Source organism: Pseudomonas paeninsulae (assembly GCF_035621475.1).
In the GTDB taxonomy this organism is placed as follows: domain Bacteria; phylum Pseudomonadota; class Gammaproteobacteria; order Pseudomonadales; family Pseudomonadaceae; genus Aquipseudomonas; species Aquipseudomonas paeninsulae.
In genome coordinates, this window is record NZ_CP141799.1 from 5,212,092 (window position 1) to 5,235,261 (window position 23,170).

Annotated in this window: 26 protein-coding genes and 1 pseudogene; 11 read left to right on the plus strand and 16 right to left on the minus strand. The window is 60.7% G+C overall.

Annotated elements, in window-relative coordinates:
- Window positions 1-69 precede the first annotated feature (69 nt).
- The 6 genes and pseudogenes from VCJ09_RS24940 to VCJ09_RS24055 all read right to left on the minus strand — a co-directional run bounded on the left by VCJ09_RS24940 (window position 70) and on the right by VCJ09_RS24055 (window position 3,632).
- Window positions 70-177, minus strand: a complete 108-nt coding sequence (locus VCJ09_RS24940) for a DUF6976 family protein (protein WP_407692998.1) — start codon at window positions 175-177, stop codon at window positions 70-72.
- Between the two features lie 50 nt (window positions 178-227).
- Window positions 228-449 (minus strand): annotated as a pseudogene (locus VCJ09_RS24945) (DUF6976 family protein); the annotation flags it as partial.
- Between the two features lie 166 nt (window positions 450-615).
- On the minus strand, window positions 616-1,020 hold the full coding sequence (locus tag VCJ09_RS24040; protein WP_324732492.1) for a ribonucleotide reductase subunit alpha: 405 nt from the start codon (window positions 1,018-1,020) through the stop codon (window positions 616-618).
- Window positions 1,021-1,205: 185 nt separating this feature from the next.
- A complete protein-coding gene (locus tag VCJ09_RS24045) occupies window positions 1,206-1,442 on the minus strand; it encodes a hypothetical protein (protein WP_324732493.1) in 237 nt (78 codons plus the stop codon).
- A 35-nt stretch (window positions 1,443-1,477) separates the two neighbouring features.
- Window positions 1,478-1,963 (minus strand): GNAT family N-acetyltransferase, encoded by a 486-nt coding sequence (locus tag VCJ09_RS24050; protein WP_324732494.1) that lies wholly within the window; start codon window positions 1,961-1,963, stop codon window positions 1,478-1,480.
- A 298-nt stretch (window positions 1,964-2,261) separates the two neighbouring features.
- Window positions 2,262-3,632: an NAD(P)/FAD-dependent oxidoreductase gene (locus tag VCJ09_RS24055; protein WP_324734727.1), complete on the minus strand. Its 1,371-nt coding sequence runs from the start codon at window positions 3,630-3,632 to the stop codon at window positions 2,262-2,264.
- Between the two features lie 701 nt (window positions 3,633-4,333).
- On the opposite strand from VCJ09_RS24055, the gene VCJ09_RS24060 reads away from it, so the two are divergent.
- Window positions 4,334-5,488 carry a DMT family transporter gene (locus VCJ09_RS24060; RefSeq protein ID WP_324732495.1) on the plus strand — a complete coding sequence of 385 codons (1,155 nt, stop codon included), beginning with the start codon at window positions 4,334-4,336 and terminating at the stop codon, window positions 5,486-5,488.
- Complete coding sequence (locus tag VCJ09_RS24065; RefSeq protein ID WP_324732496.1) at window positions 5,485-5,778, plus strand: hypothetical protein; 294 nt, start codon at window positions 5,485-5,487, stop codon at window positions 5,776-5,778. The genes VCJ09_RS24060 and VCJ09_RS24065 overlap by 4 nt, the downstream gene beginning before the upstream one ends.
- A gap of 189 nt (window positions 5,779-5,967) precedes the next feature.
- Here the strand turns inward: VCJ09_RS24065 and VCJ09_RS24070 are convergent, their stop codons facing one another.
- From VCJ09_RS24070 to folE2, 4 genes are read right to left on the minus strand one after another with little or no spacing between them, the layout of a single operon-like run.
- Complete coding sequence (locus VCJ09_RS24070) at window positions 5,968-6,840, minus strand: metal ABC transporter substrate-binding protein (RefSeq protein ID WP_324732497.1); 873 nt, start codon at window positions 6,838-6,840, stop codon at window positions 5,968-5,970.
- Between the two features lie 10 nt (window positions 6,841-6,850).
- A complete protein-coding gene (locus tag VCJ09_RS24075; protein WP_324734728.1) occupies window positions 6,851-7,669 on the minus strand; it encodes a metal ABC transporter permease in 819 nt (272 codons plus the stop codon).
- Between the two features lie 40 nt (window positions 7,670-7,709).
- A complete protein-coding gene (locus tag VCJ09_RS24080; RefSeq protein WP_324732498.1) occupies window positions 7,710-8,381 on the minus strand; it encodes a metal ABC transporter ATP-binding protein in 672 nt (223 codons plus the stop codon).
- Entirely contained in the window at window positions 8,378-9,274 is an 897-nt protein-coding gene (gene folE2, locus VCJ09_RS24085; RefSeq protein ID WP_324732499.1) for a GTP cyclohydrolase FolE2, read from the minus strand. Before folE2 ends, VCJ09_RS24080 begins: the two co-directional genes overlap by 4 nt.
- 76 nt (window positions 9,275-9,350) lie before the next feature.
- Here folE2 and dksA point away from each other — a divergent pair, with 76 nt between their 5' ends.
- From dksA to VCJ09_RS24100, 3 genes are read left to right on the plus strand one after another with little or no spacing between them, the layout of a single operon-like run.
- On the plus strand, window positions 9,351-9,776 hold the full coding sequence (gene dksA, locus VCJ09_RS24090; protein ID WP_324732500.1) for an RNA polymerase-binding protein DksA: 426 nt from the start codon (window positions 9,351-9,353) through the stop codon (window positions 9,774-9,776).
- Window positions 9,777-9,790: 14 nt separating this feature from the next.
- Window positions 9,791-10,999 (plus strand): zinc metallochaperone GTPase ZigA, encoded by a 1,209-nt coding sequence (zigA, locus tag VCJ09_RS24095; protein ID WP_324732501.1) that lies wholly within the window; start codon window positions 9,791-9,793, stop codon window positions 10,997-10,999.
- The gene (locus VCJ09_RS24100; protein WP_324732502.1) at window positions 10,999-11,643 is read left to right on the plus strand and encodes a DUF1826 domain-containing protein; all 645 of its coding nucleotides are present in this window, start codon (window positions 10,999-11,001) and stop codon (window positions 11,641-11,643) included. Before zigA ends, VCJ09_RS24100 begins: the two co-directional genes overlap by 1 nt.
- A gap of 58 nt (window positions 11,644-11,701) precedes the next feature.
- On the opposite strand, the gene VCJ09_RS24105 is transcribed toward VCJ09_RS24100, so the two are convergent.
- Window positions 11,702-12,055 (minus strand): NADH:ubiquinone oxidoreductase, encoded by a 354-nt coding sequence (locus VCJ09_RS24105; protein ID WP_177345246.1) that lies wholly within the window; start codon window positions 12,053-12,055, stop codon window positions 11,702-11,704.
- 133 nt (window positions 12,056-12,188) lie between these two features.
- Here VCJ09_RS24105 and VCJ09_RS24110 point away from each other — a divergent pair, with 133 nt between their 5' ends.
- Window positions 12,189-13,160 (plus strand): CobW family GTP-binding protein, encoded by a 972-nt coding sequence (locus tag VCJ09_RS24110; protein ID WP_324732503.1) that lies wholly within the window; start codon window positions 12,189-12,191, stop codon window positions 13,158-13,160.
- Between the two features lie 33 nt (window positions 13,161-13,193).
- On the opposite strand, the gene VCJ09_RS24115 is transcribed toward VCJ09_RS24110, so the two are convergent.
- Together VCJ09_RS24115 and VCJ09_RS24120 are read right to left on the minus strand one after the other, a co-directional pair.
- On the minus strand, window positions 13,194-14,054 hold the full coding sequence (locus VCJ09_RS24115; protein WP_324732504.1) for an extracellular medium-chain-length polyhydroxyalkanoate depolymerase: 861 nt from the start codon (window positions 14,052-14,054) through the stop codon (window positions 13,194-13,196).
- Window positions 14,055-14,142: 88 nt separating this feature from the next.
- Window positions 14,143-15,108, minus strand: coding sequence for an IS1595 family transposase (locus VCJ09_RS24120; RefSeq protein ID WP_324732505.1), 966 nt, complete (start codon window positions 15,106-15,108; stop codon window positions 14,143-14,145).
- Window positions 15,109-15,370: 262 nt separating this feature from the next.
- Between VCJ09_RS24120 and VCJ09_RS24125 the strand changes: the two genes are divergently transcribed.
- Together VCJ09_RS24125 and VCJ09_RS24130 are read left to right on the plus strand one after the other, a co-directional pair.
- Entirely contained in the window at window positions 15,371-17,116 is a 1,746-nt protein-coding gene (locus tag VCJ09_RS24125) for a DUF1302 domain-containing protein (RefSeq protein ID WP_324732506.1), read from the plus strand.
- A gap of 12 nt (window positions 17,117-17,128) precedes the next feature.
- Complete coding sequence (locus tag VCJ09_RS24130) at window positions 17,129-18,490, plus strand: DUF1329 domain-containing protein (RefSeq protein WP_324732507.1); 1,362 nt, start codon at window positions 17,129-17,131, stop codon at window positions 18,488-18,490.
- Here VCJ09_RS24130 and VCJ09_RS24135 read toward each other — a convergent pair.
- Window positions 18,487-19,107, minus strand: a complete 621-nt coding sequence (locus VCJ09_RS24135) for a TetR/AcrR family transcriptional regulator (RefSeq protein WP_324732508.1) — start codon at window positions 19,105-19,107, stop codon at window positions 18,487-18,489. The two genes, VCJ09_RS24130 and VCJ09_RS24135, sit on opposite strands and share 4 nt — an antisense overlap.
- A 179-nt stretch (window positions 19,108-19,286) precedes the next feature.
- Here VCJ09_RS24135 and VCJ09_RS24140 point away from each other — a divergent pair, with 179 nt between their 5' ends.
- From VCJ09_RS24140 to VCJ09_RS24150, 3 genes are all read left to right on the plus strand, one after another.
- Complete coding sequence (locus VCJ09_RS24140; RefSeq protein WP_324732509.1) at window positions 19,287-20,075, plus strand: alpha/beta fold hydrolase; 789 nt, start codon at window positions 19,287-19,289, stop codon at window positions 20,073-20,075.
- Between the two features lie 117 nt (window positions 20,076-20,192).
- The gene (locus VCJ09_RS24145) at window positions 20,193-21,158 is read left to right on the plus strand and encodes an IS1595 family transposase (RefSeq protein ID WP_324732510.1); all 966 of its coding nucleotides are present in this window, start codon (window positions 20,193-20,195) and stop codon (window positions 21,156-21,158) included.
- A gap of 73 nt (window positions 21,159-21,231) precedes the next feature.
- Window positions 21,232-22,113 (plus strand): alpha/beta fold hydrolase, encoded by an 882-nt coding sequence (locus VCJ09_RS24150; RefSeq protein WP_324732511.1) that lies wholly within the window; start codon window positions 21,232-21,234, stop codon window positions 22,111-22,113.
- A gap of 50 nt (window positions 22,114-22,163) precedes the next feature.
- On the opposite strand, the gene VCJ09_RS24155 is transcribed toward VCJ09_RS24150, so the two are convergent.
- Window positions 22,164-22,553 carry a DUF3301 domain-containing protein gene (locus VCJ09_RS24155; RefSeq protein WP_324732512.1) on the minus strand — a complete coding sequence of 130 codons (390 nt, stop codon included), beginning with the start codon at window positions 22,551-22,553 and terminating at the stop codon, window positions 22,164-22,166.
- Between the two features lie 95 nt (window positions 22,554-22,648).
- Window positions 22,649-23,131, minus strand: coding sequence for an acyl-CoA thioesterase (locus tag VCJ09_RS24160; RefSeq protein WP_324732513.1), 483 nt, complete (start codon window positions 23,129-23,131; stop codon window positions 22,649-22,651).
- Between the last annotated feature and the right edge of the window lie 39 nt (window positions 23,132-23,170).

A 23,170-nucleotide genomic window follows, 5' to 3' on the forward strand; every position in this document is an offset into this window, starting at 1 on the left:
CGTGTCCTGCGGCGGACACGCGACTGTTTCACTGCCGGGTCGCGATCCTGGCAGTGCGAGGCCGCTGGTTCAGCGTTGCTCAAGCGTCAGGTAGACCGCCGCCTGGTTAAGCAGCTGGTACGCGACTTCGCCGCAGATGATGGGGCCGATGAGTCGCGCGGTCTGGCTCCCCTGCAACTGCGAATAGAGGTAATTGAGGATGCAGTTGCAGCCGAACAGGATGCTGCCGCCGCGCTGGGCATGGCCTGCATGAAGCGCTTGCTATAGTCCTCGACCGCGTCGGCAAAACGGTAGTGCACCCCGGCGAACACCGGCGCGTAGAAGGACACCAGGCCCGGCTCGCGATCCAGCGACTGGATGCTGACATTGACCATGGCTGCGCAGTCGTCGGCCAGCAACGGCAGGCGGGTGTCGACACGGACTCGGCTGACCTCCCAGGGCTCGTTCACTCCCAGCAACCAGCGGCACAATTATGCGTCTTGCACCCGGACCGCCCGGTTGGGCTTTACCCATCAGAAACGTTCACATGGGCGCGCGCAGCGAGCCAGGGAACCTTGGCACTAAGTCGCTGCTATTTGATTGTTGCGATTTGCGCAGTAGTACGGTGACCGGCGCCTAGTAGAAGTTGACCGCATGGCCCTCACGGTCGAAGGCGACGAAGTTGCCGATACTGCCGGCCTCGATGGCCCCGACCATCATCTTCAGCGGTTGTTCGGCCTCGTCGCTGTTCGGCGCCATGCCTGCGCGCCCAGCCAGGCCGGCGGCGAACACCAGATCCCAGGCCACACCGGTGCGGCTGGACTCGGCCAGCAGCCCGGCAAAATCCACCAGTTCGTCCGGCAGCTTGTCGACGCACAGCACCGGCTTGAGCGAGCCACCCTGGTTCTCGGCGTGGCGCTGGCGTTCTTCTGCGCTGGCGTCTTCGGGTAACTCGGCGCTAACGAACACCAGCAGCAAGCGTTGTGGTTCCGGCTGGGCCTTGGCGGCGGCCAGCAGGTCGGCGAATTCGGCAATATCCATGACAGTCCATCCGTACGGAAAAATGAGCGGTGCGATAAGCCACACTGCCACGCGCCGCCGGCCTTTGACCATATCTCTTAAGGTATAGATGGCCGGCGCACGGCGCTGCGCCCATGCACTGCCGAGAGGCGGGCCAACCAGCGCGGCGCCTGCAGGCTTGCGGTTGCAGGCTGTGCGATTGCCACTCAGGGCTTGCTGCTTTCCCGCAGCTTGGCCAGTAGGGCTTCGCTTTTAGCGAGTTGCTCGTCTTCGCTGAGTTGCGGGTTTTCCAGCACGCTGCCGATTTGCTCGAGCAATTCGCCCTGTCGGCGGACACGCTGATCCAGCTGCCTGAGTTGACGGTTACTGCGCCAGTTCCAGTAGGCCAACCCCGCGACTGCCAGCAGTACCAGCGCAAGTCCTGTCCAGGTCAGATGAGTCATGGTTACTCCGGGGTGGCGGGCTGTCGCGCAGCAATTCAGGGACGCAGCGACTTGCGCATGGCAAAGCGCTGCAAGGTAACAGCGCCGCGCACCACCGTCTGTGCCTGCTCCACAGAAAAGCCCTGCCGCGTAAAGAATGGCCGCGCCGTCAGGCTGGCCTCGGTCCACAGCGCCGCCACGCCCAGGCTGCGCAAGCAGACCTCGGCGTCCCGATACAGCGCCGTCGCTACCCCTTGCCGGACGTACGACGGCGCACTGAACAGCAGCTCGATATGACCGTTCGCAGTGAAGCCGATAAACCCGGCGAGTTGTCCCCGGTGTTGCGCCAGCCTGACCTGCAACGTCGCCAGGCGCCCTTGCCAGGCCTGCAAATCGGCATTCTCTGGCGCCCAGGCCAGCCGCTGCGCGGCGTCATACTGAGCGCTCGCCAAAGCATGCACGGAGGTGCTGAACAGCGTGACTACAGCCTGGAGATCGCTGGGGTGGTAATCGCGGATGGAAATGTTCGGTTTGCTGGACATAGGCCATGACCGATGTTGCGGGGGGAGGTTGATAACCTGCCGTGGCCACCTCGCGCAGCCGGTGGGTTTACCGGCGTATGGAGTCTGCCAATAAACGCCGCGACGCGGTCCGTGCCCCTGAACGCTAGCCGATCCCGGCAGGCGTGGTAAACCGCGGGATCTGTACTCAGAGAAACTCAGACCGGGCGAACAACTGCGAGCCCGCAACAAGGCGGGCATGCCATGAAGCTCTGCAACGATCAGGCGGAACATTGCAGAGCGTTAATCAGCCGTCGAGAAGGGCCTGATTGACCCCGGTTCAGATGGCCTTTTCAGCTTCCGCTTTGCTCGGTGGGTTCAGATAGGCGTCTAGCGAGTCATCCATCGCCTCGAGCCACGGCGTATGGTGCGCCGGTGCCTGCGTACCCGTCATCAGGGAGCGATAGGAGTGATCCCTGAAGGTCAGAATATCGTTGTGCTTATGCTGTTCCCACTGCAGAAAAGTCTGGTTCACACCTTCGATGTCGAAGCTCGGGTAGTCCGTCTGTTCGATCAGGGATTTTATGTAGTCGCCCTGATAACGGATCATCTGCTCATCGCTTTTAAGCAGGGCTTCGCGCCGACTCCAGGTCTGGATGGCAGCCTCCATTGCCGGCTTGGTGGGCGTGACGATACGACCCAGAATCACATCCCGCACAAACCAGGCCTGGGCATCAAACATGTTGAAGGTGTACCACTGGTCTTGCATGCCAAGGTAGAACAGGCCTGGCTGCTCGACGAAGGCCACGCCCTCATACAGGCCCAGCGGCCAGAGACGGTTGCTGGTTTTCAGGCGCAGCTCTTCATCAAGGAACGGAAAGTGATGCAGATAGCCGGTGCAGAGAATAATGGCATCGATTCGCTTTGAACTGCCGTCGACAAAATAGGCGGTATCGCCATCGACCTTGGTCAGCAGGGGCTTTTCCTGCCAATTTTCCGGCCAATCGAAGCCCATGGGACGGGTGCGATAACTGCTGGTAATGCTCCGGGCGCCGTACTTGTAGCATTGCGAACCGATATCTTCGGCGGAATAACTGCTGCCGATCAGGAGAATATCCTTGTCCTTGAACTCCACTGCATCGCGAAAGTCATGGGCATGCAGAATACGGCCATTGAAGCCCTCGAAGCCCTCGAAAAAGGGCACGCTGGGTGTCGAGAAATGACCGGACGCAACGATCACATGGTCATATAGCTCACTGCTGGTACTGTCGCTGCCATGGTCATGGGCAATTACCGTAAATTGTCGACTTTGCGGGCAATAACTAACTTGGCGAACCGGCGTATTGAAACGGATATACTGACGGACGTCGGCTTTCTCGACCCTGCCCTTGATGTAATCCCAGAGTACTGCGCGCGGTGGATAGGAGGCGATGGGCTGGTCAAAGTGCTCGTCAAAGGTGTAATCGGCAAACTCGAGGCACTCTTTTGGGCCATTGGACCAGAGATAGCGGTACATACTCCCGTGGACCGCCTCGCCATGCTTATCCAGACCCGTGCGCCATGTGTAATTCCACAACCCCCCCCAATCCGCCTGCTTTTCATAACATACAAGCTCTGGGATTTCGGCACCTTTTTCTTGGGCGGCCTGAAAGGCGCGAAGTTGTGCAAGACCGCTGGGGCCGGCACCAATAATGGCTACTCGAGTCGTAATAAATTTCTCCCTGAATAAGGCGTCTTGCTGTCGCGTGAACAGACAAAAAGAAACCGGCCTATCAACTAGACGAGTTAATAGATCAAGAACCCTGAATCGCAAGATTCACGGGTTCGATATGCATGAAAATGAAGTGAGACCATACAGCAAGCGTGCAGATTAGTCTGGGATGCCTGAGTGGCCCCATGAAGCGGCGCAAAGTGGAATCTACGGCGGTATTTTATTCGGCATTGAATTCGCTGAGATGCCCGACCAGCAAGGGCTTACTCAGAAATCACGGCAGCGAACGGCGCACCTTAAATAGTTGCGCAAGAGCACAGAAATAAGCCGGATATACTCTCGGTAAATATGGCCACTGCAATTAATATGCTGATTTATTGCGCCCTTGAGATGCGTAAATAAGCGCCTGGATACGCGGGGCTTTACACATCACCGAGGCGGACAACGACCACCCCAACGGCCAGTCACTCAAGCGTTTATTCCACCACACGAACAAGCCAGAGATGAGCTAATTTTGACTGGCTGATGACTGAGCAAACAGACCGCTTGTTTGAATTTTTATAGTTAAATACTTAGCCAGTTTCGCGAAGCACATGTTAGCGTTGTAGCGTGGAGCGACGTGCTGCTTGGCAATTTTAATAGTTGGCCATGTTTTTTTGCACTGGAGTTACCACCTCTATTTATGGGTAACGAAGTGTCGAATGCAATACATCGACTCGCTAACAATGCCGAAATTATTCGGTGGCCAGCGCGCCTCTCCTTCAATTTTCAAGGAGGCAATAATAATGCATAAAAGTCTGGAGCAGGCGCGCACGCGCTTTACTGCCAGTAGTATTCGCTGGGGATTTATCTGGGCATTGTGGTGCGCTATTTTGTGGGGGGCTTGGTATGTGCCTGGGTCCGCCGTCTGGTTTGAAGCGCCCTATGTCAATCTGTCCTATGAGACTAATTCCGAATTTCTGTTGGCGGCGGCAGTGCTGACGACCTTCAATGCCATCGCCGTGTTGTTGTTCCTGTTTCTCTGGAATGGCGTACTCGGCAAATGGGGGGAATACGGCCGCACCATTCGCCAGATGCGCAATATTTCCAAGTGGTTCTTCATCGGCGCCATCTTTGGTGGGCCCATGGCGATCTTCGGCTCTTATCTGGCCATGGGTTATATCGGTGGTGCGTTCGCCGCCATCGCCGCGCTGATGTACCCGATAATCGGCGCCACCCTGGCTCGCCTCTGGTATCAGGAGAAAATCACCAAACGGGCGGCGATCGGCATTTTCATCATCATGGCCGGCGGTGTGACGGTTTATGCGCCCGGGATTATCGGTGAATTGACGGGGACCGCTGACAGTGGCTGGCTGGGCTATCTGGGCGGCGCCATGGCTGCACTGGGTTGGGGTATTGAGGGGGCGATCGCTGGGCGAGGCCTGGATGTTGCCGACCCCGACGTGGGCATCACCGTGCGCTTCTCCGCCGAGGTGCTCTACTGGGTCGCGCTGATTCTGCCCGCCATTTACCTGTTTACCGATCAACCGGTGGTGGAACTGGTAGTGGCGACGTTCAACTGGGCGGCAATCGGCTGGTTGATGTTGGCCGGGGTCACCTTCGCCTTCTGTTATGTGTCCTGGTACAAGTCCTTTCCTCTGATCGGCGTGGGCCGCGGGCAGGCTATTGCTGCCTTGTACGGACTTTTTGCGGTGATCTTTCTGGCCGCCTTTACCCTGGAGTTTCCTGAGTGGAACTTCCTCGCCGGGCTTGCCCTGTTCGTCATCGGTGGTTTCGTGATGTACACCGAGAGCGACGAGGTGCTGGAAGTGGTGCGCGCCGTGTCCAAGACCAAAGCAGAGGAGGTCCGCTCATGAAAAAGCTGCATATGAAGGGCCGTATCCTGCAGTTGATCAACGATCAGCTGGAGCAAGGATTATGGGATTGGCAGGTATCGGACATTCTTGAGCGCGAATACGCCATTTCCGGCCCGTACTGGCGGGGCACCACGCGGGTGACCCTGACCGACCTCTATTCCAGCGGCATTATCGAAAGTGTCGAGGAGCAGCTGGATGAGCAGGAATACTTCGGCCTCGGCAAGGTGCTGTTCAAATTTCGTCTGAGCGATTTCGGTCGGCAACGTATGCGCGATACCGCGCTGATCTGAGCAAAACCCATACGCTCACTACGCAGGCAACTGCCTGAAGGGGAAATAACATGTCTGATTTTTGGGGTTATCCAGGGGCCGATATCCTGGCGGTGGTGGTGATCATCGCCTTGAGTGGTTTCGCGCTCTACCAAGCCCGTACGTTCGTCAGCAAGATCTGACGCGCCATTAGCAATGGGCTCCACGGCTTCATGGCCGCAACGCAGCCAGCAGGGTGTCGCAGTTGTGCTTGAACATGCCCAGGTAAGTGCTCGCCGGGCCGGTCCTGGCCAGGGCGTCGGAATACAGGGTGCCGCCGACCTTGGCCCCGGCCTCGTTGGCGATCTGTTGGATCAGTCGTGGGTCGCGGATGTTTTCGACGAACACCGCGCGCACGCCGTCGGCGCGGATCTGCCGGATCAGCGCCGCCACTGCGGCGGCCGAAGGCTCGTCCTCGGTGCTTAGCCCCTGGGGCGCGATAAAGCTCAGGCCATAAGCCTGGCCCAGGTAAGCGAAGGCATCGTGGCTGGTGATGATGGTGCGCTGGGCCGGTGGCAGCTGGCCGAGCCCCTGGTGCGCCTCAACGAGCAGGGCGCGGATTTCGGCCAGGTAGGCATCGCGGCGGCTGCCGTAGTAGGCGGCGTTGGCCGGGTCGGCCTGGCTCAGTGTCTTGGCGATATTCTGTACATAGATCTCGGCATTGGCCAGGTTCTGCCAGGCATGCGGGTCGGGCACCTTTTCGCCGTCTTCATCAAGCATCAGCGGCAGCACCCCGGCGCTGGCGTCGAGCCGTCTGCCGGGGGCTTCACTGCTGGCGATCAGACGCCGCAGCCAGGGCTCGAAACCCAGACCGTTGGCGATGATTAGGTCGGCGTTGAGCACCGCCTTGGCATCGTCGGCGCTCGGCTGGTAGACATGAGCGTCGGCATCAGCACCGACAAGATTGTACAACTCGAGCTTATCTCCGGCTATTTGTTGGGTAATGTCGGCCAAAATACTGAAACTGGTGACGACTTTGAGCTTCTCTGCTGCGTTCAAGGGCAGCGACGCGAGCAGGGCGAATAGGGCGATCAACACACGCATGGCGCGTTCCTCAGGGTGAAGGTAAGGGGCAAGTAGTGCGCAGCAGACCATTGAGCGGCCCGAACAGCACGGAAAGGGCATAGGCCAGGCCAGCCAGCAACACGATGCAGGGGCCGCTGGGCAGGTTGGCGTGGTAGGACAGCAGCAGGCCGAGCCAGACGCAGGTCGCACCGGTCAGTGCGGCGAGCAGTAGCAGGCTGGGTAGATGGCGGCTCCAGAAACGTGCGGCGGCGGCCGGCAGCATCATCAGTCCGACCACCATCAACGCGCCGATGGCCTGGAAGCCGATCACCAGATTGAGCACCACCAGGGTCAGAAACAGGCCATAGGCCAGCGGGCCGAAGCGGCTGACGCTGGCAAGAAACAGCGGATCGAGGCTGTCCAGCAGCAGCCAGCGGTAGATCAGCGCCAGGACCAGTAGGCTGCCGAGCGACACCAGCAGCATGCCGTTGAGCGTGCTCTGATCGACGGCTAATACCGAGCCGAACAGCAGGTGCAGCAGATCCAGCTTGCGCCCGGCCAGGCCCAGCAACAGTACGCCGCTGGCCAGGGAAATCGGGTAGATCGCCGCCAGGCTGGCATCTTCGCGCAGGCCGGTGCGGCGGGTGATCCAGGCGGCTAGGCCGGCCATGCCGAGTCCGGCGACCAAACCGCCGAGGGTCAGGGCCGGCAGGCTCAGGCCAAATAGCCAGAAGCCGACGGCCGCACCGGGCAGGATGCCGTGAGCGATGGCGTCGCCGATCAGGCTCAGGCGGCGCAGGATCAGAAACACCCCCAGCGGTGCGGCGCTCAACGCCAACACCACGCCGCCGAGCAGGGCGCGGCGCATAAATGCGAATTCGACGAAAGGCGCCCATAGCAGCTCCACCCTAGGCCACCTGTTCCAATGTCTGGCGCTGGCCGATCAGCTGGCTGATCGGCGCGAATAGGCAAGCATTGCGCGACAGCTGCAGGGCGTTGTCCAGGCGCTGGTTAAGGCTGGTGAGGTCATGGCTGACCAGCAACTGGGTGCGACCCTCGGCCTGCCAGCGCTGGATATGTTGCCAGAGCAGCGTCTGGCCATGATCGTCCAGGGCGGCTTCGGGCTCATCCAGCAGCAACACTCTGGCATCGGTCAGGCTCAGGCGCGCCAGCAGCGCGCGCTGCAGCTCGCCGCCGGAGAGCGCCTGTAGCGACTGGTGCGGTAACCCATATAGGCCCCAGTCGTCCAACACTTGGCACAGGCGAACCTGGCGTTCGCGACGGTTCAGCGGGCTGCGCCAGAACCCCGTACTGACCAGGCTTTGCAGGCTGATCGGAAACTGCCGGTCGAGGGCCTGCTGCTGTATCAGATAGGCCACACCACCCAGGCGCGGCACGCCCAGTTCGAGGCGCCCACGCAGTGGTTGTTGCAGGCCGGCAATCACCTTGAGCAGGCTGCTTTTGCCACAACCGTTGCCGCCGATCAACCCCGTCAGGCTGCCGCTGAGCAGCTGCAGATCCAACGGCGGGGTCAGCGGCTGGCCACCTGGGCCCCACTGCAGGTGCCGGCAGCGGATCATGCCAGGCTCCAGTTCCAGCTGCTCGCGGCCACCGCATCGTGGGCGTGCAGGCTTTCCGCATGCACCACGCGCAGGCTGAAGGCGCTCAGCTCTGGTTGCAGCAACAGGGCACTGTGCAGGCGGCGCGCAGCGTCTTCGCAGAACATCAGATTCTGCCCGTTGGCTAGGGCGAAGGCCTGCTCGTCGGCACGCTTGACTGCGGTCTGCACGGCGGTGCCGAGGGCCTGTTCGGCGCAGTCGATCAGCTCGATCAGCGGCAGCTCATTGGCTTGCGGGCTCAGGCGTATCTGCAGAGTGGCAGTGCTGCGCTGGCTGTGTGGTGTGGCCAGAATGCCCTGGGTCGAGCCGAGCCAGCTCAGCAGTTGCTGATGGTCGAGGGGCTGGTCGGCGAAGTCCTCGATAAAGCGCTGCTGGATCAGCTGCCGGGCCAGGGCAGCGGAACAGGGGCAGGTCGAGGAATAGTCAATCTGAACCTGCAGTTCCACGTGGAACCCCGATGAATCCTGGCGTGCACGTACTTCGAAGGGGTAGTCCTTCCAGCCCGATAGCGGACTGACCAACGCCGGACGGCTGAGCAAGGCCTCGCCGCGCAGGGTGATATAGGCCTGCTGCGACAGGCCTTGATGGCTGTCGAGAAACTCGCCCAGCAGCTGCTCTAACAACTGTGGCCTGAGGTCCTCGGCCTCCAGGGCCTGCAGCGCTAGGTACAGGCGCGACATATGAATGCCGCGCACGCTGCCAGCGTCCAGGCTGACCCCGGCATCGGCACGGGCGTTGATCCGTTGCTTGGCAAACAACAGCGGTAAGGCGACTTCGCCCATGCCGACCCAATCCAGGGTTTGTGGGTAGTGAGTCGCTTGGGCGGCAATATCCGGCAGAGTCAGGGCATGCATCAAAAATCCAGCAGTAGGCAGTAGTGATAAATGTTATGTTATATCAATCCAAACAGCATGCCAGTGAATTCGTACCATGAGCTTGACCCTGCTCACCGCAACCGAGCTGCTTGCCCAGCCGGCCGATGATTATATGAACGACGCCCAACAGCAGTTTTTCCGTGCCTTGCTGCTGAGCCAGCGCGGCGATCTGCAGACGCGCATCGCCGAGGAGTTCGAAACCCTGCGCGAGCACGAAACCAGCAGCGACCCGGCCGATATCGGCAGCGCCGAAGAACAGCGGCAGTGGCAACTGCGCCAGCTCGAACGGGAAAAGAAACTGCTCGACAAGATCGACGCAGCCGTCGATCACCTGGCCCGTGGCGAATACGGCTGGTGCCGTGAAACTGGCGAGCCGATCGGCCTCAAGCGTCTGCTGCTGCGGCCCACCGCCAGCCTGTGCATTGAGGCCAAAGAACGCCAAGAACAACGCGAAAAGCATCTGCGTCATGCCGAACCCTGATGGAGCCTAAAACCATGCCCAATCGTCTTCCCGTAACCGTACTGTCCGGCTTTCTCGGTGCCGGCAAGAGCACCCTGCTCAACTACATCCTGAAGAACCGCGAGGGCCTCAAGGTCGCGGTGATCGTCAACGATATGAGCGAGATCAATATCGATGGCAGCGAAGTCCAGCGCGATGTCAGCCTCAACCGCGCCGAAGAAAAACTCATCGAGATGAGCAACGGCTGCATCTGCTGCACCCTGCGCGAAGACTTGCTGGAAGAGGTCGGCCGCCTGGCCCGCGAAGGTCGCTTCGATTACCTGCTGATCGAGTCCACCGGCATTTCCGAGCCGCTGCCGGTGGCCGAGACCTTTACCTTCCGCGATGAACAGGGCCAGAGCCTGGCTGATCTGGCACGCTTGGACACCATGGTTACGGTGGTCGATGGGGTCAACTTCCTCCGCGATTTTCACGAGGCCGAGAGCCTGGCCAGCCGTGGCGAAACCCTCGGTGAGGACGACGAGCGCAGCATTACCGACCTACTGATCGAGCAGGTGGAGTTCGCCGATGTGATCTTGGTCAGCAAGATCGATCTGATCAGCAGCCATGAGCGCGAAGAGTTGATTGCCATCCTGCGTGGTCTCAACAGCCATGCCGAGATTCTGCCCATGGCCATGGGCGTGGTGCCGCTGGCCAAGATCCTCGACACCGGTCGCTTCGACTTCGCCCGCGCGGCCGAGGCGCCGGGTTGGCTCAAGGAGTTGCGCGGCGAGCACATCGCGGAGACCGAGGAGTACGGTATCGCCTCCAGCGCCTACCGTGCGCGGCGGCCCTTTCATCCCGAGCGCTTCTTCAGCTTCATCAATCGCGAGTGGACTAACGGCCGCTTGCTGCGCTCCAAGGGTTTCTTCTGGCTGGCCAGCAAATACCAGGAAGCCGGCAGTTGGTCCCAGGCTGGCGGCCTGATGCGTCATGGCTTTGCCGGGCGCTGGTGGCGCTTTGTACCGAAAGCTCAGTGGCCTGAGGACGCCGAAGGTCTGCAGGCGATCATGCAGAACTGGGAGGCGCAGAGCGGCGACTGCCGTCAGGAGCTGGTATTTATTGGCCAGAATATCGACTTCGCCCAGCTCACCGCAGAGCTGGACGCCTGCCTGCTGGATGACGCGGAAATGGCCCAGGGCATGGACGCCTGGCGGGCGCTGCCCGACCCGTTCGGCCCCTGGGTCGAAGAGGCGGCAGCCTGATGCTCACGCCCATCCTCAGACAACCGCTGGCGCAGATGGCTGGCGAACAGGTTGAGGTGTTCTGTGAAGTGCTCAACGACCAGGTAAATCTGGCGGTCTGGCAGCGTCGGTTGCCGCCTGCGATCACCGATTTTGCGACCCAGTTGCTGGCGCTGGACGAGCCTCTGGCGCAAACCCTGACCCTGGAGCTGCCAGGCGCCGATACCGAACCGGACCTGAGTAGCCTGCTGGCCGGTTACCAGGAGCTGCCCGGCCACGCGGCCTTTGTCGCCGATGTCGGCTGGCTGGTCGGCGCCTTTGCTTGCCTGGTCGATGGCAGGCGCATCGGCTTACGCGTGCGCGCGTTGGACAAGGCCATGTGCCCGCGTTTTCATGTCGACCATGTGCCGCTGCGCTTGATCACCAGCTATGCCGGGGTCGGCAGCCAGTGGTTGCGCGAGGGCGTGATGGCCCGCCGTCGCCTCGGCGACCCGGCCGCAGAGCCCGAGGATGCAGCTCTGATCGAACGCGCGGCGGCCGGCCATGTGCTGCTGGCCAAGGGCGAGAAATGGACCGGCAACGAAGGTGGTGGGCTGATCCACCGCTCGCCACAGCCGCCAGCCGGCGAGCGACGGTTATTGCTGACTCTAGATTGGTTGGCGTAAGGCGCAGTGCGGCGACGGCGGCGTGTGGCGGACTGTTCGCTGCGTTCCTGAGTTCGCCCTACCGCGCCATCCATACGCCCTTGCTCTGCCGTTCGCAGAACGGCTTGAGGTAAGCGGCGTCGCTGGCCACGCCGTAATAGTGAATGTCCTGCTGGTAGGGCATGCCGCCCACCTGAGCGTTGCGACAGACGCCGTAGGCGCCGATCGGGCATTGCTCGACGAAGGCTACTTCGACCTTCTGGCCTTTCAATTGTGGTTGGCAGAAACCGCTGCGAAACAGGTTCGGTGGAATGCTGCGATTCTGCTGGCAGACCTTGATGTCCAGGCGCTCGGCCTGACTGTGAATCACGCAGGCTTCGCCCCAGGCCAGACCGGATAGGGCGAGCATGCCCAGCAGCAGAACAACACGCATCGATTTACCCCAAAAACGAATATGCTGGCGACTCTACCATGCCGCTTTTTTCACGTCTGCGTGGCGCCGAGTCGGACCGTCGCGCCTCCTACAGGCCCTTCCCCTATCGCTTGCACAACCGCACCATAGGCCCATGCTGAAAAATATCCCTACCCACCTGATCGCCGGCCCCCTGGGTGCTGGCAAGACCAGCCTGATCCGCCAACTGCTGGCGCAGCGTCCGGCCGCTGAGCGTTGGGCGGTGCTGATCAACGAGTTCGGCTTGATCGGCCTGGACGCGGCCCTGCTCAGCAGCGACGCCGACGGCATCGTCATGGCCGAGGTCGCGGGCGGCTGCCTGTGCTGCGTCAACGGCGTGCCCTTCCAGGTCGGCCTGAGCCGACTGTTGCGCAAGGCCAGGCCGGATCGCCTGCTGATCGAACCGTCCGGCCTGGGCCATCCGCTAGAGTTGTTGCGCCAATTGCGCGAGCCCCCCTGGGAGGGCGTGTTGGCCGTGCAACCGACGGTACTGGTGCTGGACGCCGCCGCCCTGGCCGCCGGCGCACGCTTGCCCGATAGCCAGCAGGCCACCTTGAACAGTGCCGGTTTGCTACTGCTGAACAAGGCCGAGCACCTGGACGATGCGGCAAAGGGGCGGATTCAGACGCAACTGCCAGCGCGGCCACTATTGTGGACGACTCAGGCGGCCTTGCCCCTGGCGCAACTACCCGGTTTCGCCGCCCGGGCCGAAGCAGGTACGAGCCTGGATGAGCTGCCCCGCAGCGCCGCCGCAGCCATGCCACAAGTCTGGCGCACGCCGGCCGAGCCGATCTGCCAGGTTCAGGCGCAACCTGAAGGCTGGAGCATCGGCTGGCGCTGGCACCCCAGCCAGTGTTTCGAGCTGATGCAGGTGCAGCTCTGGCTCGCGAGTTTGCCCTGGCGCCGCGCCAAGCTGGTGCTGCAGACCAACGCCGGCTGGCTCTCGGCCAACGCCCTGGAGGGCCAGGCGCTGCACTGGCAGAGCAGCGAATGGCGCAAGGATTCGCGCCTGGAGCTGATCTTTGCCGAGGCGCAGGATGTCGCCGCCCTGCAGGCGGCTTTCCGGCACTGCCTGCTTGCCGATTAGTCAGCCTGCTGTTCGGCTGCCTGCGCGCGGTTGTCAGGGGTAGGCGTTAAACCAGGCGAGCACCTTGCCCGGTGACGTGCTGAACCATTCGTGCTGGCCCAGCGGCTCGGTATAACGACCGGAGGGGATACCCTGATGGAGCAGGCGGTCGTAGTACAGGTCCATGCTCCACCAAGGGACTACCGCGTCGAGGAAACCATGGATGAAGTAGGTCGGCGGGTGATCGGCCGGGAGCGTATCCGGCACCGTGCAGAGTGGTCCGCTGCAGCTGGCATAGGAGCCGGAATGCACCACCAGCGCCTTAAACTGACCGGGGAAGGACACCGCCATGCGGCTGGTGTTATAGCCACCGCTGGAGATGCCGGTGGCGTACTTGCGCTGGCCGTTTAGTGGGCCGAAATGGCCGTTGTCGATGGCCTGAAACAGGTTGCTCAGAAAGGTGAAGTCGCTGCTGGTCTGGTAAAGGCTGCCCGACAAGCCGGGGATATTGGTGTGCCAGAACAGGTCGGCCGGCGCGCTGGGGGCAATCACCGCATAGCCATGCTCGAGCAGGGTCTTGATGGTCTTGCCCTCGTTGTACAGCTTGCCCAGCCAGACGTTGCTGTAATAGACGAAGTCGTCCAGGGCAAAGAACGAGCCCTGGTAGAACAGTACCACCGGCCAACCGCCTGGCGGTGGGGGGCCGACCGGTCTCTGGTAGATCACCTTGCGCGTGCTCAGTGGTCCTGAAGCAATCCAGGTCGATTGATGGTTGCAGCTGATTTTGCCAGGCAGCAGCAGGGATTCCTTGCGCTCGCTACAAGGCGAGTCGGCCCAGCTCGGGGTCGTGAAACAGCACGCCAACAGGGCGATCAAGCCCAGCCAGCGGATACTTGGTTTGGCAGTGATTAGCATGACGGTTCTCCGATTATTATTAATTTTATAAGGGCTGCCCGCCTGACAGGGGTAGCGGAGTCCCTGGCACTACGGGCTAAATAGAAGGCTATGTACCCTTTAACTGTTGCATGGGCCGGCCCACCGCCTCCTGCAGACAAAACTCTGGCTGAATGCGCTTTGTGTACCGCTCCAACATGCGGCGCCAACCTAGGTAGTTAACGAGGTACTTGGTCGCAACCCCATGAAAGCGCGCCATCCAGCCCTTCAGCCGGCTGTGATAAGCGTTGACGTTCTGGATATGAAAAGCCGCTTCCTGGACGCGTAACCCCGGCCTCGCATACACCACCTTGTGGGTGATCCCGTTGCGGCGTGCAAATGCCGCATAGATTGCTGCGCCATCAGTACAGAGCACCGACGCTTTATCCACCAAAGGCCTTAGCGCGGCACTTACATGGGCGGCGTCGAGCTTCTCCAACTGAAAGTCAGCGGTATGTCCTTCACGGTCGCGAACAACCAAAACGGGTATCTGATCCGGCCCCGTTCCGCGTGTCTTGCCCACACCCCCGCGTTTACGGGGTGGGCGCGGCATCTCGCGCTGACCTTTGAATGACTCGAGAAAGAACGTTTCGTCGGCCTCGACAATGCCGCTTTCACGCGCATCGTGATGCGCCGCCACATCATGCAAAAACCGATGTCGCCAGCGAAATGAAGTGTTCTTGCTGATGCTGCAGTGTCGGGCCGCCGCTCTCACGGTCAATCCAGCAATGAGGGCTTGGGCATAATCCAGCCAGCAGTCCTTTTTGCGTAGGCGCGCCAAGGGTGTTCCAGTCAATGCATTGCACGTGCGCCGACAGACCTTGCAGCGATAGCGCTGCAAGCCACCACTGCGGCCCCATGAGGCCAGTTGCGCGGCGTCGGCGGCACAGTGCGGGCAGGCTTTCAGATCAGGGATGAGCTCTTCAAAGCCATCTCGCTGCACGTTGATCTGGAGAAAATGCTGAACGATGGACTTCTGTTTGATCGTGAGGCGATCAAGCCGAGCCAGTAGGTGTTGAAAGGGTTGGGCATCCATAACGGCACTCCTTGATGAGCACACGTCTTCAGTCTAGGCCTTGCAACAGTTAACGAGTACATAGCCAAATAGAAACCCAAATTCCGATTCCGTCAAATAAGTAAGGCCACGCAATCTGGGCGCTACAGCGCCGCGACCTCTCTAGCGCCGGCCACTGTCGCCAGAAAAAATCTTTGCCGGGCTTGCCAAATGACGATGGTGTTACTACTTTATCGGAACCGATGTTCCGGTTCCGATAAAAACAACATAGCAGGAGATCGTCGTGGCAGCACAGAGATCAGCATGGACGGCAGGTTGCTTGGCACTGCTGGCGGTCAGTCAGGCAGATGCCTTTCAGGTGCGCCCGGGGGACGATTGGGCGCTGTCTTTGGATACCACCCTGTCCTACGGGGTCAATTACCGCATGGAAAACCAGGACCGCCGGCTGATTGCCCGAGCCAATGGCGGCAAGGGCGACAACGGGGCGCTGATCAACTCCGACGACGGTAACCTCAACTTCAAGAAAGGCGAGCTGTTCTCCGAGGTGGCCAAGGTGGTCACCGAAATGGACCTGAACTTTCAGGACGATTACGGCATCTTTCTGCGCGCCCGTGGTTTCTACGATTTCGAGTTGAAGGACGATGATCGTCGGCACCGTGAAATACCCAACAAGGGGCTGGACGATGCCGGTTCCAGTATCGACTTGCTGGATGCCTTCGTTTATGGCAGCTGGACGGTGGCCGACCGCGCCCTCAACGCCCGCCTTGGGCGGCAGGTGATCAACTGGGGCGAAGGGTTGTTCTATCAGAACGGTATCGGTGCGACCAACCCGGTGGACCTCAACGCGCTACGCGCGCCAGGCTCCGAGTTGAAAGAAGCCTATCTGCCGACCCTGATGGGTTATGCCTCGTTCGAGCTGAGCGACGGCCTGTCCATCGAGGGCTACTGGCAGCCTGGCAGCGCCTGGGAAGAAACCAAGATCGACCCCTGTGGTACCTATTTCTCCACCCTGGATGCGCTGGGCGGTGGCTGCGACTATCTCTCGGTAGCACCGCTCCAGGAGGTTTTACCCGGGGGGCTGGGATTCGACAATCCAGCGGCGGCCCAGGCCTATGCCAACAGTTTGGGCCCAGGCTTCGTCAATGATCTGATCCGCGCTTACCTGCCCACCACCTTCATACCCCGTGGCAGAGACATTAAAGCCGATGATGCTGCGCAATACGGTGTGGCCTTGCGCTGGATGGTGCCGGAGCTGAACGACAGCGAACTGGGTTTCTACTACCTGCGATACAACCTGAATGTGCCGATGATCGGCCTGACCGTTGCGCAGCCGATTGTACTCCCGGTGCTCGGTGCGCAACCGAACGCCAGCACCTCGCAGTATTACGCCGAATACCTGGAAAAACGTCACCTCTATGGCCTCAGCTTCAACACCAGTATTGGGGGTGACAGCTGGCTGAATGGTTTGTCTCTGGCCGGCGAGCTGAGCTATCGGCCCAATGCACCTATTGCCCTGGGATTGGCTGAGTACCTGCCGACTGCGCTATTGGGTAGCGCCCAAGGTATTGCGCCTGGTACGCGCCTCGATGGCTATCGCGAGAAGGCCATGTGGCAAGCCTCGTTGGTGGGTATTTACAGCTTCAACAACCTGCTTGGAGCCAATGCGGCCACGCTGCTGACCGAGGTAGTGGGCAGCCGGGTGCAGGGCCTCGAGTCGGATATCGACTATTACGGGGCCACCTCCAGTGCCTGGGGGGCTCAGAGCAGCCTGGCGCTGACCTACAGCAACGTGTTCAACGTGGTCAATCTGGTGCCCAGTGTCAGCTATCAATACGGCATCAATGGCGTTGCGCCGCAATTGACCAACGGTCTGCTGGAAGAGCGCAAAAGTTACTCGCTGGGTGTCGATGCCATCTATCAGGAAGCCCTGACCTTCGGCGTCAAGTACGTCGGTTACAGCGGTGCTGGCCTGGCCAACAAGAGCAGTGATCGCGACTACCTCAGCCTCAACATCAAATACAGTTTCTAGGAAGGGAAGACCATGAAGACTTCAGGATTGTTGCGCGCCAGCTTGTTCGGCACTTTGCTGCTGAGTGCCGGTCTGGCGCAGGCCCAGGTGGATGCGGCCAAGACCGCGCGCCTCGGTCAGGATCTGACCCCAATCGGTGCCGAAAAAGCCGGCAATGCCGCCGGCACCATCCCGCCCTGGGAGGGTGGCCTGGCCCGCGATGCCAGCGCCTTCGATCCCGCTCTGGGTTATCGCGATCCCTATGGCGCAGACCAACCACTGTTCAGCATTACCGCGGCGAATGCTGCGCAGTACCGCGAGCAGCTCAGTCCCGGCCAACTGGCCATGCTCAGGCGCTTCAGCGGCAGCTGGAAATTGAACGTCTACCCAACCCACCGTTCGGCTTCCTACCCCGACAAGGTGTACGCCGCGGCCAAGCACAATGCGCGCACGGCCAAGCTGATCGAGAATGGCAACGGCATCGCCGACTTCAAGCTGGCCACGCCCTTCCCGCTTCCACAATCTGGGCTCGAGGTGCTGTGGAATCATCTGGTGCGCTACCGCGGTGACAGCGTCAAGCGCTACTACGCACAGGCCGTACCTCAGGCGAGCGGTGACTACTTCATAACCAAGATCGAAGACCTGTTCCTGTTCAACGAAGCAGCCGGCGACTACAACCAGAGTAACGGTAATATCCTCTTCTACTTTCGTCAGTCGGTCCTGGCCCCGGCGCGCCTGGCGGGCACCGAGCTGCTGGTGCATGAGACGGTCAACCAGGTTAAGGAGCCGCGCCTAGCCTGGCTCTACGCCTCCGGTCAGCGCCGTGTACGACGTGCGCCCAATGTAGCCTACGACTCGCCGGGCACTTCATCGGATGGCATGCGCACCACCGACAACTTCGACATGTTCTCTGGCGCCCCGGACAAGTACGACTGGCAACTGCTGGGCAAGCAGGAACTCTATGTGCCCTACAACAGCTATCGCCTGGCGGCCAAGAGCAACAAGTACAGCGACATCGTCCAGCGCGGGCATATCAACCCCGAGCTGTTGCGCTATGAATTGCATCGGGTCTGGCATGTGCGGGCCACGCTGAAGGCCGGCATGCGCCACCAGTACAAGCAACGCGACATGTATTTCGATGAGGACAGCTATCAGCTGCTGGTGGTCGATCACTACGACAACCGCGACACCCTGTGGCGAGTTGGCGAGTCTTACACCATCAACCTGTATGACCAGCCATTGATCTGGACCAAGGGCGATGCGGTATATGACTTGATCGGCGGCCGCTATGTCATCGGCGTATTGTCCAATGAAGAACCGGCCAATCAGTTTGATATTGCCTTGAAACCGTCCGACTTTACCCCGGCCCAATTACGTCGGGACAGTCGCCGTTAATGCTTGGCAATTTCCAGATAATTGCAGATCAACTTGGAAAGTTCTCCGGGAATCACTTCCCGGGGCGTTTCGCCCAGTGTACCGACCATGGTTAAGTAATTCATGCTGGCCAGCAGCATATGCGCAGAAAGATCGGCGGCCTGCTGCGGGTGTAGGTGGCCCAGTTCGTTGCGCCTGGCCAGCACAATGGCGCAGAAGGTCTGGCCGATGTAGGCATTGAGTTGGTGGAAGCGCTGGCGAAACTGCAGGTCGGCCGAGCTGCGGCGAATCAGGGCACGGAGCAGGCCCTCGTGGCCCGCGAACAGATTGATCATGCCCTGGATGAATACCTCGATCTGTGCCGCCAGCGACAGCTCGCTGTGGCTAAGGTCTGCGACCAGTGCATCGATGGCACTGCGACTTTGCTCGACGAAGCGCTCATGCACGGCGTAGAGCAGTACGTCCTTGTCGCCCAGCAGGCGATAGAAGGTGCCGACCGAGGATTCGGCCAGTTGTGCAACCTGGGAAATGCCGGTGTCTTCGAAGCGATTGTCCGCAAGCAGTTCGGCAGCCACGTTGAGGAAGCGTTCTAAGGCTTTTTTACTGCGGGCCTGAGTCGGGCTGGAAATGCTATACATGAATGAATTCTCTATACCAAGCAGGTCGATTCTAGTTTTTTCGGCAAGATAAGGCAAACATCAACTTAATAACTAAGTTGGCAAATACAATATATTAATAGTTGCTTCCTGATAACCGAGACGGACCAGGAGGGCAGGTTCAGTAGTGCTTCATAGTTATTATTAAAGAGGGTTTATTTGTGCTCTATATTCAATTGAACAGTGGCCGCTGCGCCTATATCCGCAAGGGCCAAGGCATACCGGTAGTGTTGTTGCATGGCCTCGGTTCATCCTGGCAGGACTGGCAGCCGCAAATCGATGCGCTGTCGCGCTTTGCCGAAGTGTTTGCCCTCGACCTACGGGGTCATGGCGCCAGCGAACCCTTGCGCGCCCCGGTCAGCGTGGGGGAACTGGCCGATGATGTGGCCGAGTTCATTCGTGCCCAGGGTATCCAGGGTTGCGTGCTGGTGGGTATTTCCATGGGCGGCATGGTCGCTTTCCAGTTGCTGGCGCAGCAGCCGGAGCTGGTCGGGCGGTTGGTGGCGATCAACAGCGCGCCGAGCTTTCTCCTGGACTCCTGGGCGCTACGCGGCAAGGTGTTGCTGCGGCTGACACTGATCCGCCTGCTGGGCCTCAAGGCCATGGGGCGGCTATTGGCGCGCACGTTGTTTCCCCACGCCGAGCAGGGTGAGTTGCGTCGGCGCACCGCCATGCGCATCGGTGCCAATGACCCGGTGTCCTACCTACATGCCATTCGCGCGACTCTCGGTTGGTCGGCCCTGCCGGCGGTCAACTGCGTCGATACGCCAATGTTGATCGTGGCGGGTGATCGCGACTACACCCCCTTGAGCTACAAGCAGGCCTACGTCGCCCAGTTGCGCAATGCTGAGCTGCAGGTGGTGACCGATTCGGGGCATGCCACGCCGTTGGATCAGCCCGACCAGCTGAACCGCTTGCTGGAGCGCTTTATCAGCGCTAAGCAAGGCTAAGCAGAAGTTGAGTGTGGACTTTCGGGCACCTGTGGGGGCCCGTTTTTTATTGGCTATGTACTCGTTAACTGTTGCAAGGCCTAGACTGAAGACGTGTGCTCATCAAGGAGTGCCGTTATGGATGCCCAACCCTTTCAACACCTACTGGCTCGGCTTGATCGCCTCACGATCAAACAGAAGTCCATCGTTCAGCATTTTCTCCAGATCAACGTGCAGCGAGATGGCTTTGAAGAGCTCATCCCTGATCTGAAAGCCTGCCCGCACTGTGCCGCCGACGCCGCGCAACTGGCCTCATGGGGCCGCAGTGGTGGCTTGCAGCGCTATCGCTGCAAGGTCTGTCGGCGCACGTGCAATGCATTGACTGGAACACCCTTGGCGCGCCTACGCAAAAAGGACTGCTGGCTGGATTATGCCCAAGCCCTCATTGCTGGATTGACCGTGAGAGCGGCGGCCCGACACTGCAGCGTCAGCAAGAACACTTCATTTCGCTGGCGACATCGGTTTTTGCATGATGTGGCGGCGCATCACGATGCGCGTGAAAGCGGCATTGTCGAGGCCGACGAAACGTTCTTTCTCGAGTCATTCAAAGGTCAGCGCGAGATGCCGCGCCCACCCCGTAAACGCGGGGGTGTGGGCAAGACACGCGGAACGGGGCCGGATCAGATACCCGTTTTGGTTGTTCGCGACCGTGAAGGACATACCGCTGACTTTCAGTTGGAGAAGCTCGACGCCGCCCATGTAAGTGCCGCGCTAAGGCCTTTGGTGGATAAAGCGTCGGTGCTCTGTTCTGATGGCGCAGCAATCTATGCGGCATTTGCACGCCGCAACGGGATCACCCACAAGGTGGTGTATGCGAGGCCGGGGTTACGCGTCCAGGAAGCGGCTTTTCATATCCAGAACGTCAACGCTTATCACAGTCGGCTGAAGGGCTGGATGGCGCGCTTTCATGGGGTTGCGACCAAGTACCTCGTTAACTACCTGGGTTGGCGCCGCATGTTGGAGCGGTACACAAAGCGCATTCAGCCAGAGTTTTGTCTGCAGGAGGCGGTGGGCCGGCCCATGCAACAGTTAAAGGGTACATAGCCTTTTTATTCCTCGCTCGGCTCCAGGCGGCCAGCGCAGTAAACTGGCCGCCCAGTCGACAGCGAGCTTGTGCATGCAACTAGAATCCTGGTCCCACGCCTGTTCCGCCGGTTTCACCCTGCGCGGCTGGCATTCGCCGCCTTCGGGCAAGCCGCTGCTGCATTTTCTCCACGGCAACGGCTATTGCGGTCGCGTCTACGAGCCCCTGCTGGCTGGTCTGGCCGCGGATTTCGACCTCTGGCTGTGCGATGCCCAGGGCCATGGCGACAGCGATCATGGCGGTCGTTTCCATGGTTGGAACCGCAGCGCCGAGCTGGCGCTGGAGGCGTTCGCCGAGGGCCGCAAGCACTTTGCCGAGGTGCCGTTGTTTTCCGTCGGCCACAGCTTTGGTGGGGTTCTGACCAGCCTGATGCTGGCCCAGCAGCCGCAGCTGTTCCAGCGCGCCGTGCTGCTCGACCCGGTGCTGTTCACTCCAGCGATGATCGGGGTGATGGCGCTCTCCGATGTGGTCGGTCTAAGTTCACGCAACACTATGGCGAGCAAGGCGCGCAAACGCCGCCACGAATGGCCGGATCGCGCGGCGGCACATGCAGCGCTGCATGGTCGCGGGATGTTCCGCGGCTGGAACGAGACGGCGTTCGAGGCCTATATCGCTAATGCCCTGAGAGACAGTGACGCCGGCGTCGAACTCAAGTGTCGGCCGAGCCGCGAAGCGGAAATCTTCGGCTCTTTTCCCAGGCGCCTGTGGCCGTCGCTGGCCAAGGTGGTGACGCCGACTCAGGTGCTGTATGGCCAGCGCAGCTACCCCTTTGTCGCCAAGTCAGTCGCGCGCTGGTGCGCCAGCAATCCGCACATTCATGCTCAGGTGGTGGCTGGCGGGCACTGCTTTATGCAGGAGCAGCCCGAGGACGCCGCCATTCGAGTGCGCGATTTCTGCTTACCGCAATATGCCTGAGGTCAGCCGCAAGCCGCGCTGCCGCGGGCTTTCTGCGCAGTAGACGCGCCTCAGTCCTCGGGCGGCTGATGTTCGCTCCGCCACGCATTGAGCTCGATGACCTGAGGGCTTTCTGCCGGTGGCGTCCTGAACGGATGGGGCGCCAGTTCGATGCGTCCGACCTGCTGGCCGAACATGACAATGCTGCCGACATGACGTTGTTCGCCGGTGACGGTGAACTCGAAGCCATACACCCGCGCCAGACGTTTACGCCCGCGGGCATCGGCCAGCAGGGTGATCTTGCGTAGCGCGACGTTGCCGTCGAGCAGTTCGATGTCGGCTTTCGCGCAGTGCTGTTTGACTTGCGCCAGGGCGCGCTCACGCAACCCGTGGGCGTGCCAGAGCCAGGCGCCGGCCGTGGCCAGCAGCATCAGAACGAAAATATTACCGAGGGTCAGCATTGCGGGTTCCAGGCGGGCTTGGTCGGAGCGCGGCGTGTGTCGAGGAGCGTTACGCCATTCTGCCAGTCCCGCTGCGGGCTGTCTTGCCCGAGCACTCAACCATCGTGCTTGAGGTCACGGTAGCGCTGCTCCAGTTCCTGGCGAATCGCCCGGCGCTGGTGGCCCTGCTTGAAGCGCCGTTGTTCTTCGGAGGTCTGCGGCTGGCGTACCTGTACCGCTATCGGCTTGCCGCCGTCATCGACCGCGACCATGGTGAAGAAGCAGCTGTTGGTGTGGCGCACCGAGCGCTCGCGGATGTTCTCGGTGATCACCTTGATGCCGATTTCCATCGAGCTGCGCCCGGTGTAATTGACCGAGGCGAGGAAGGTCACCAGCTCGCCGACGTGGATCGGCTCGCGGAAGGTCACCTGGTCCACCGACAGGGTCACCACGTAGCAGCCGGCGTAGCGGCTGGCGCAGGCATAGGCCACCTCGTCGAGGTACTTGAGCAGGGTGCCACCGTGGACATTGCCGGAGAAGTTGGCCATATCCGGGGTCATCAATACGGTCATCGACAGTTGGGCGTTTCCGGGTTCCATGGGGGCACTCTTATAGTTGAGGTAGGGCGGCTTCGGGCA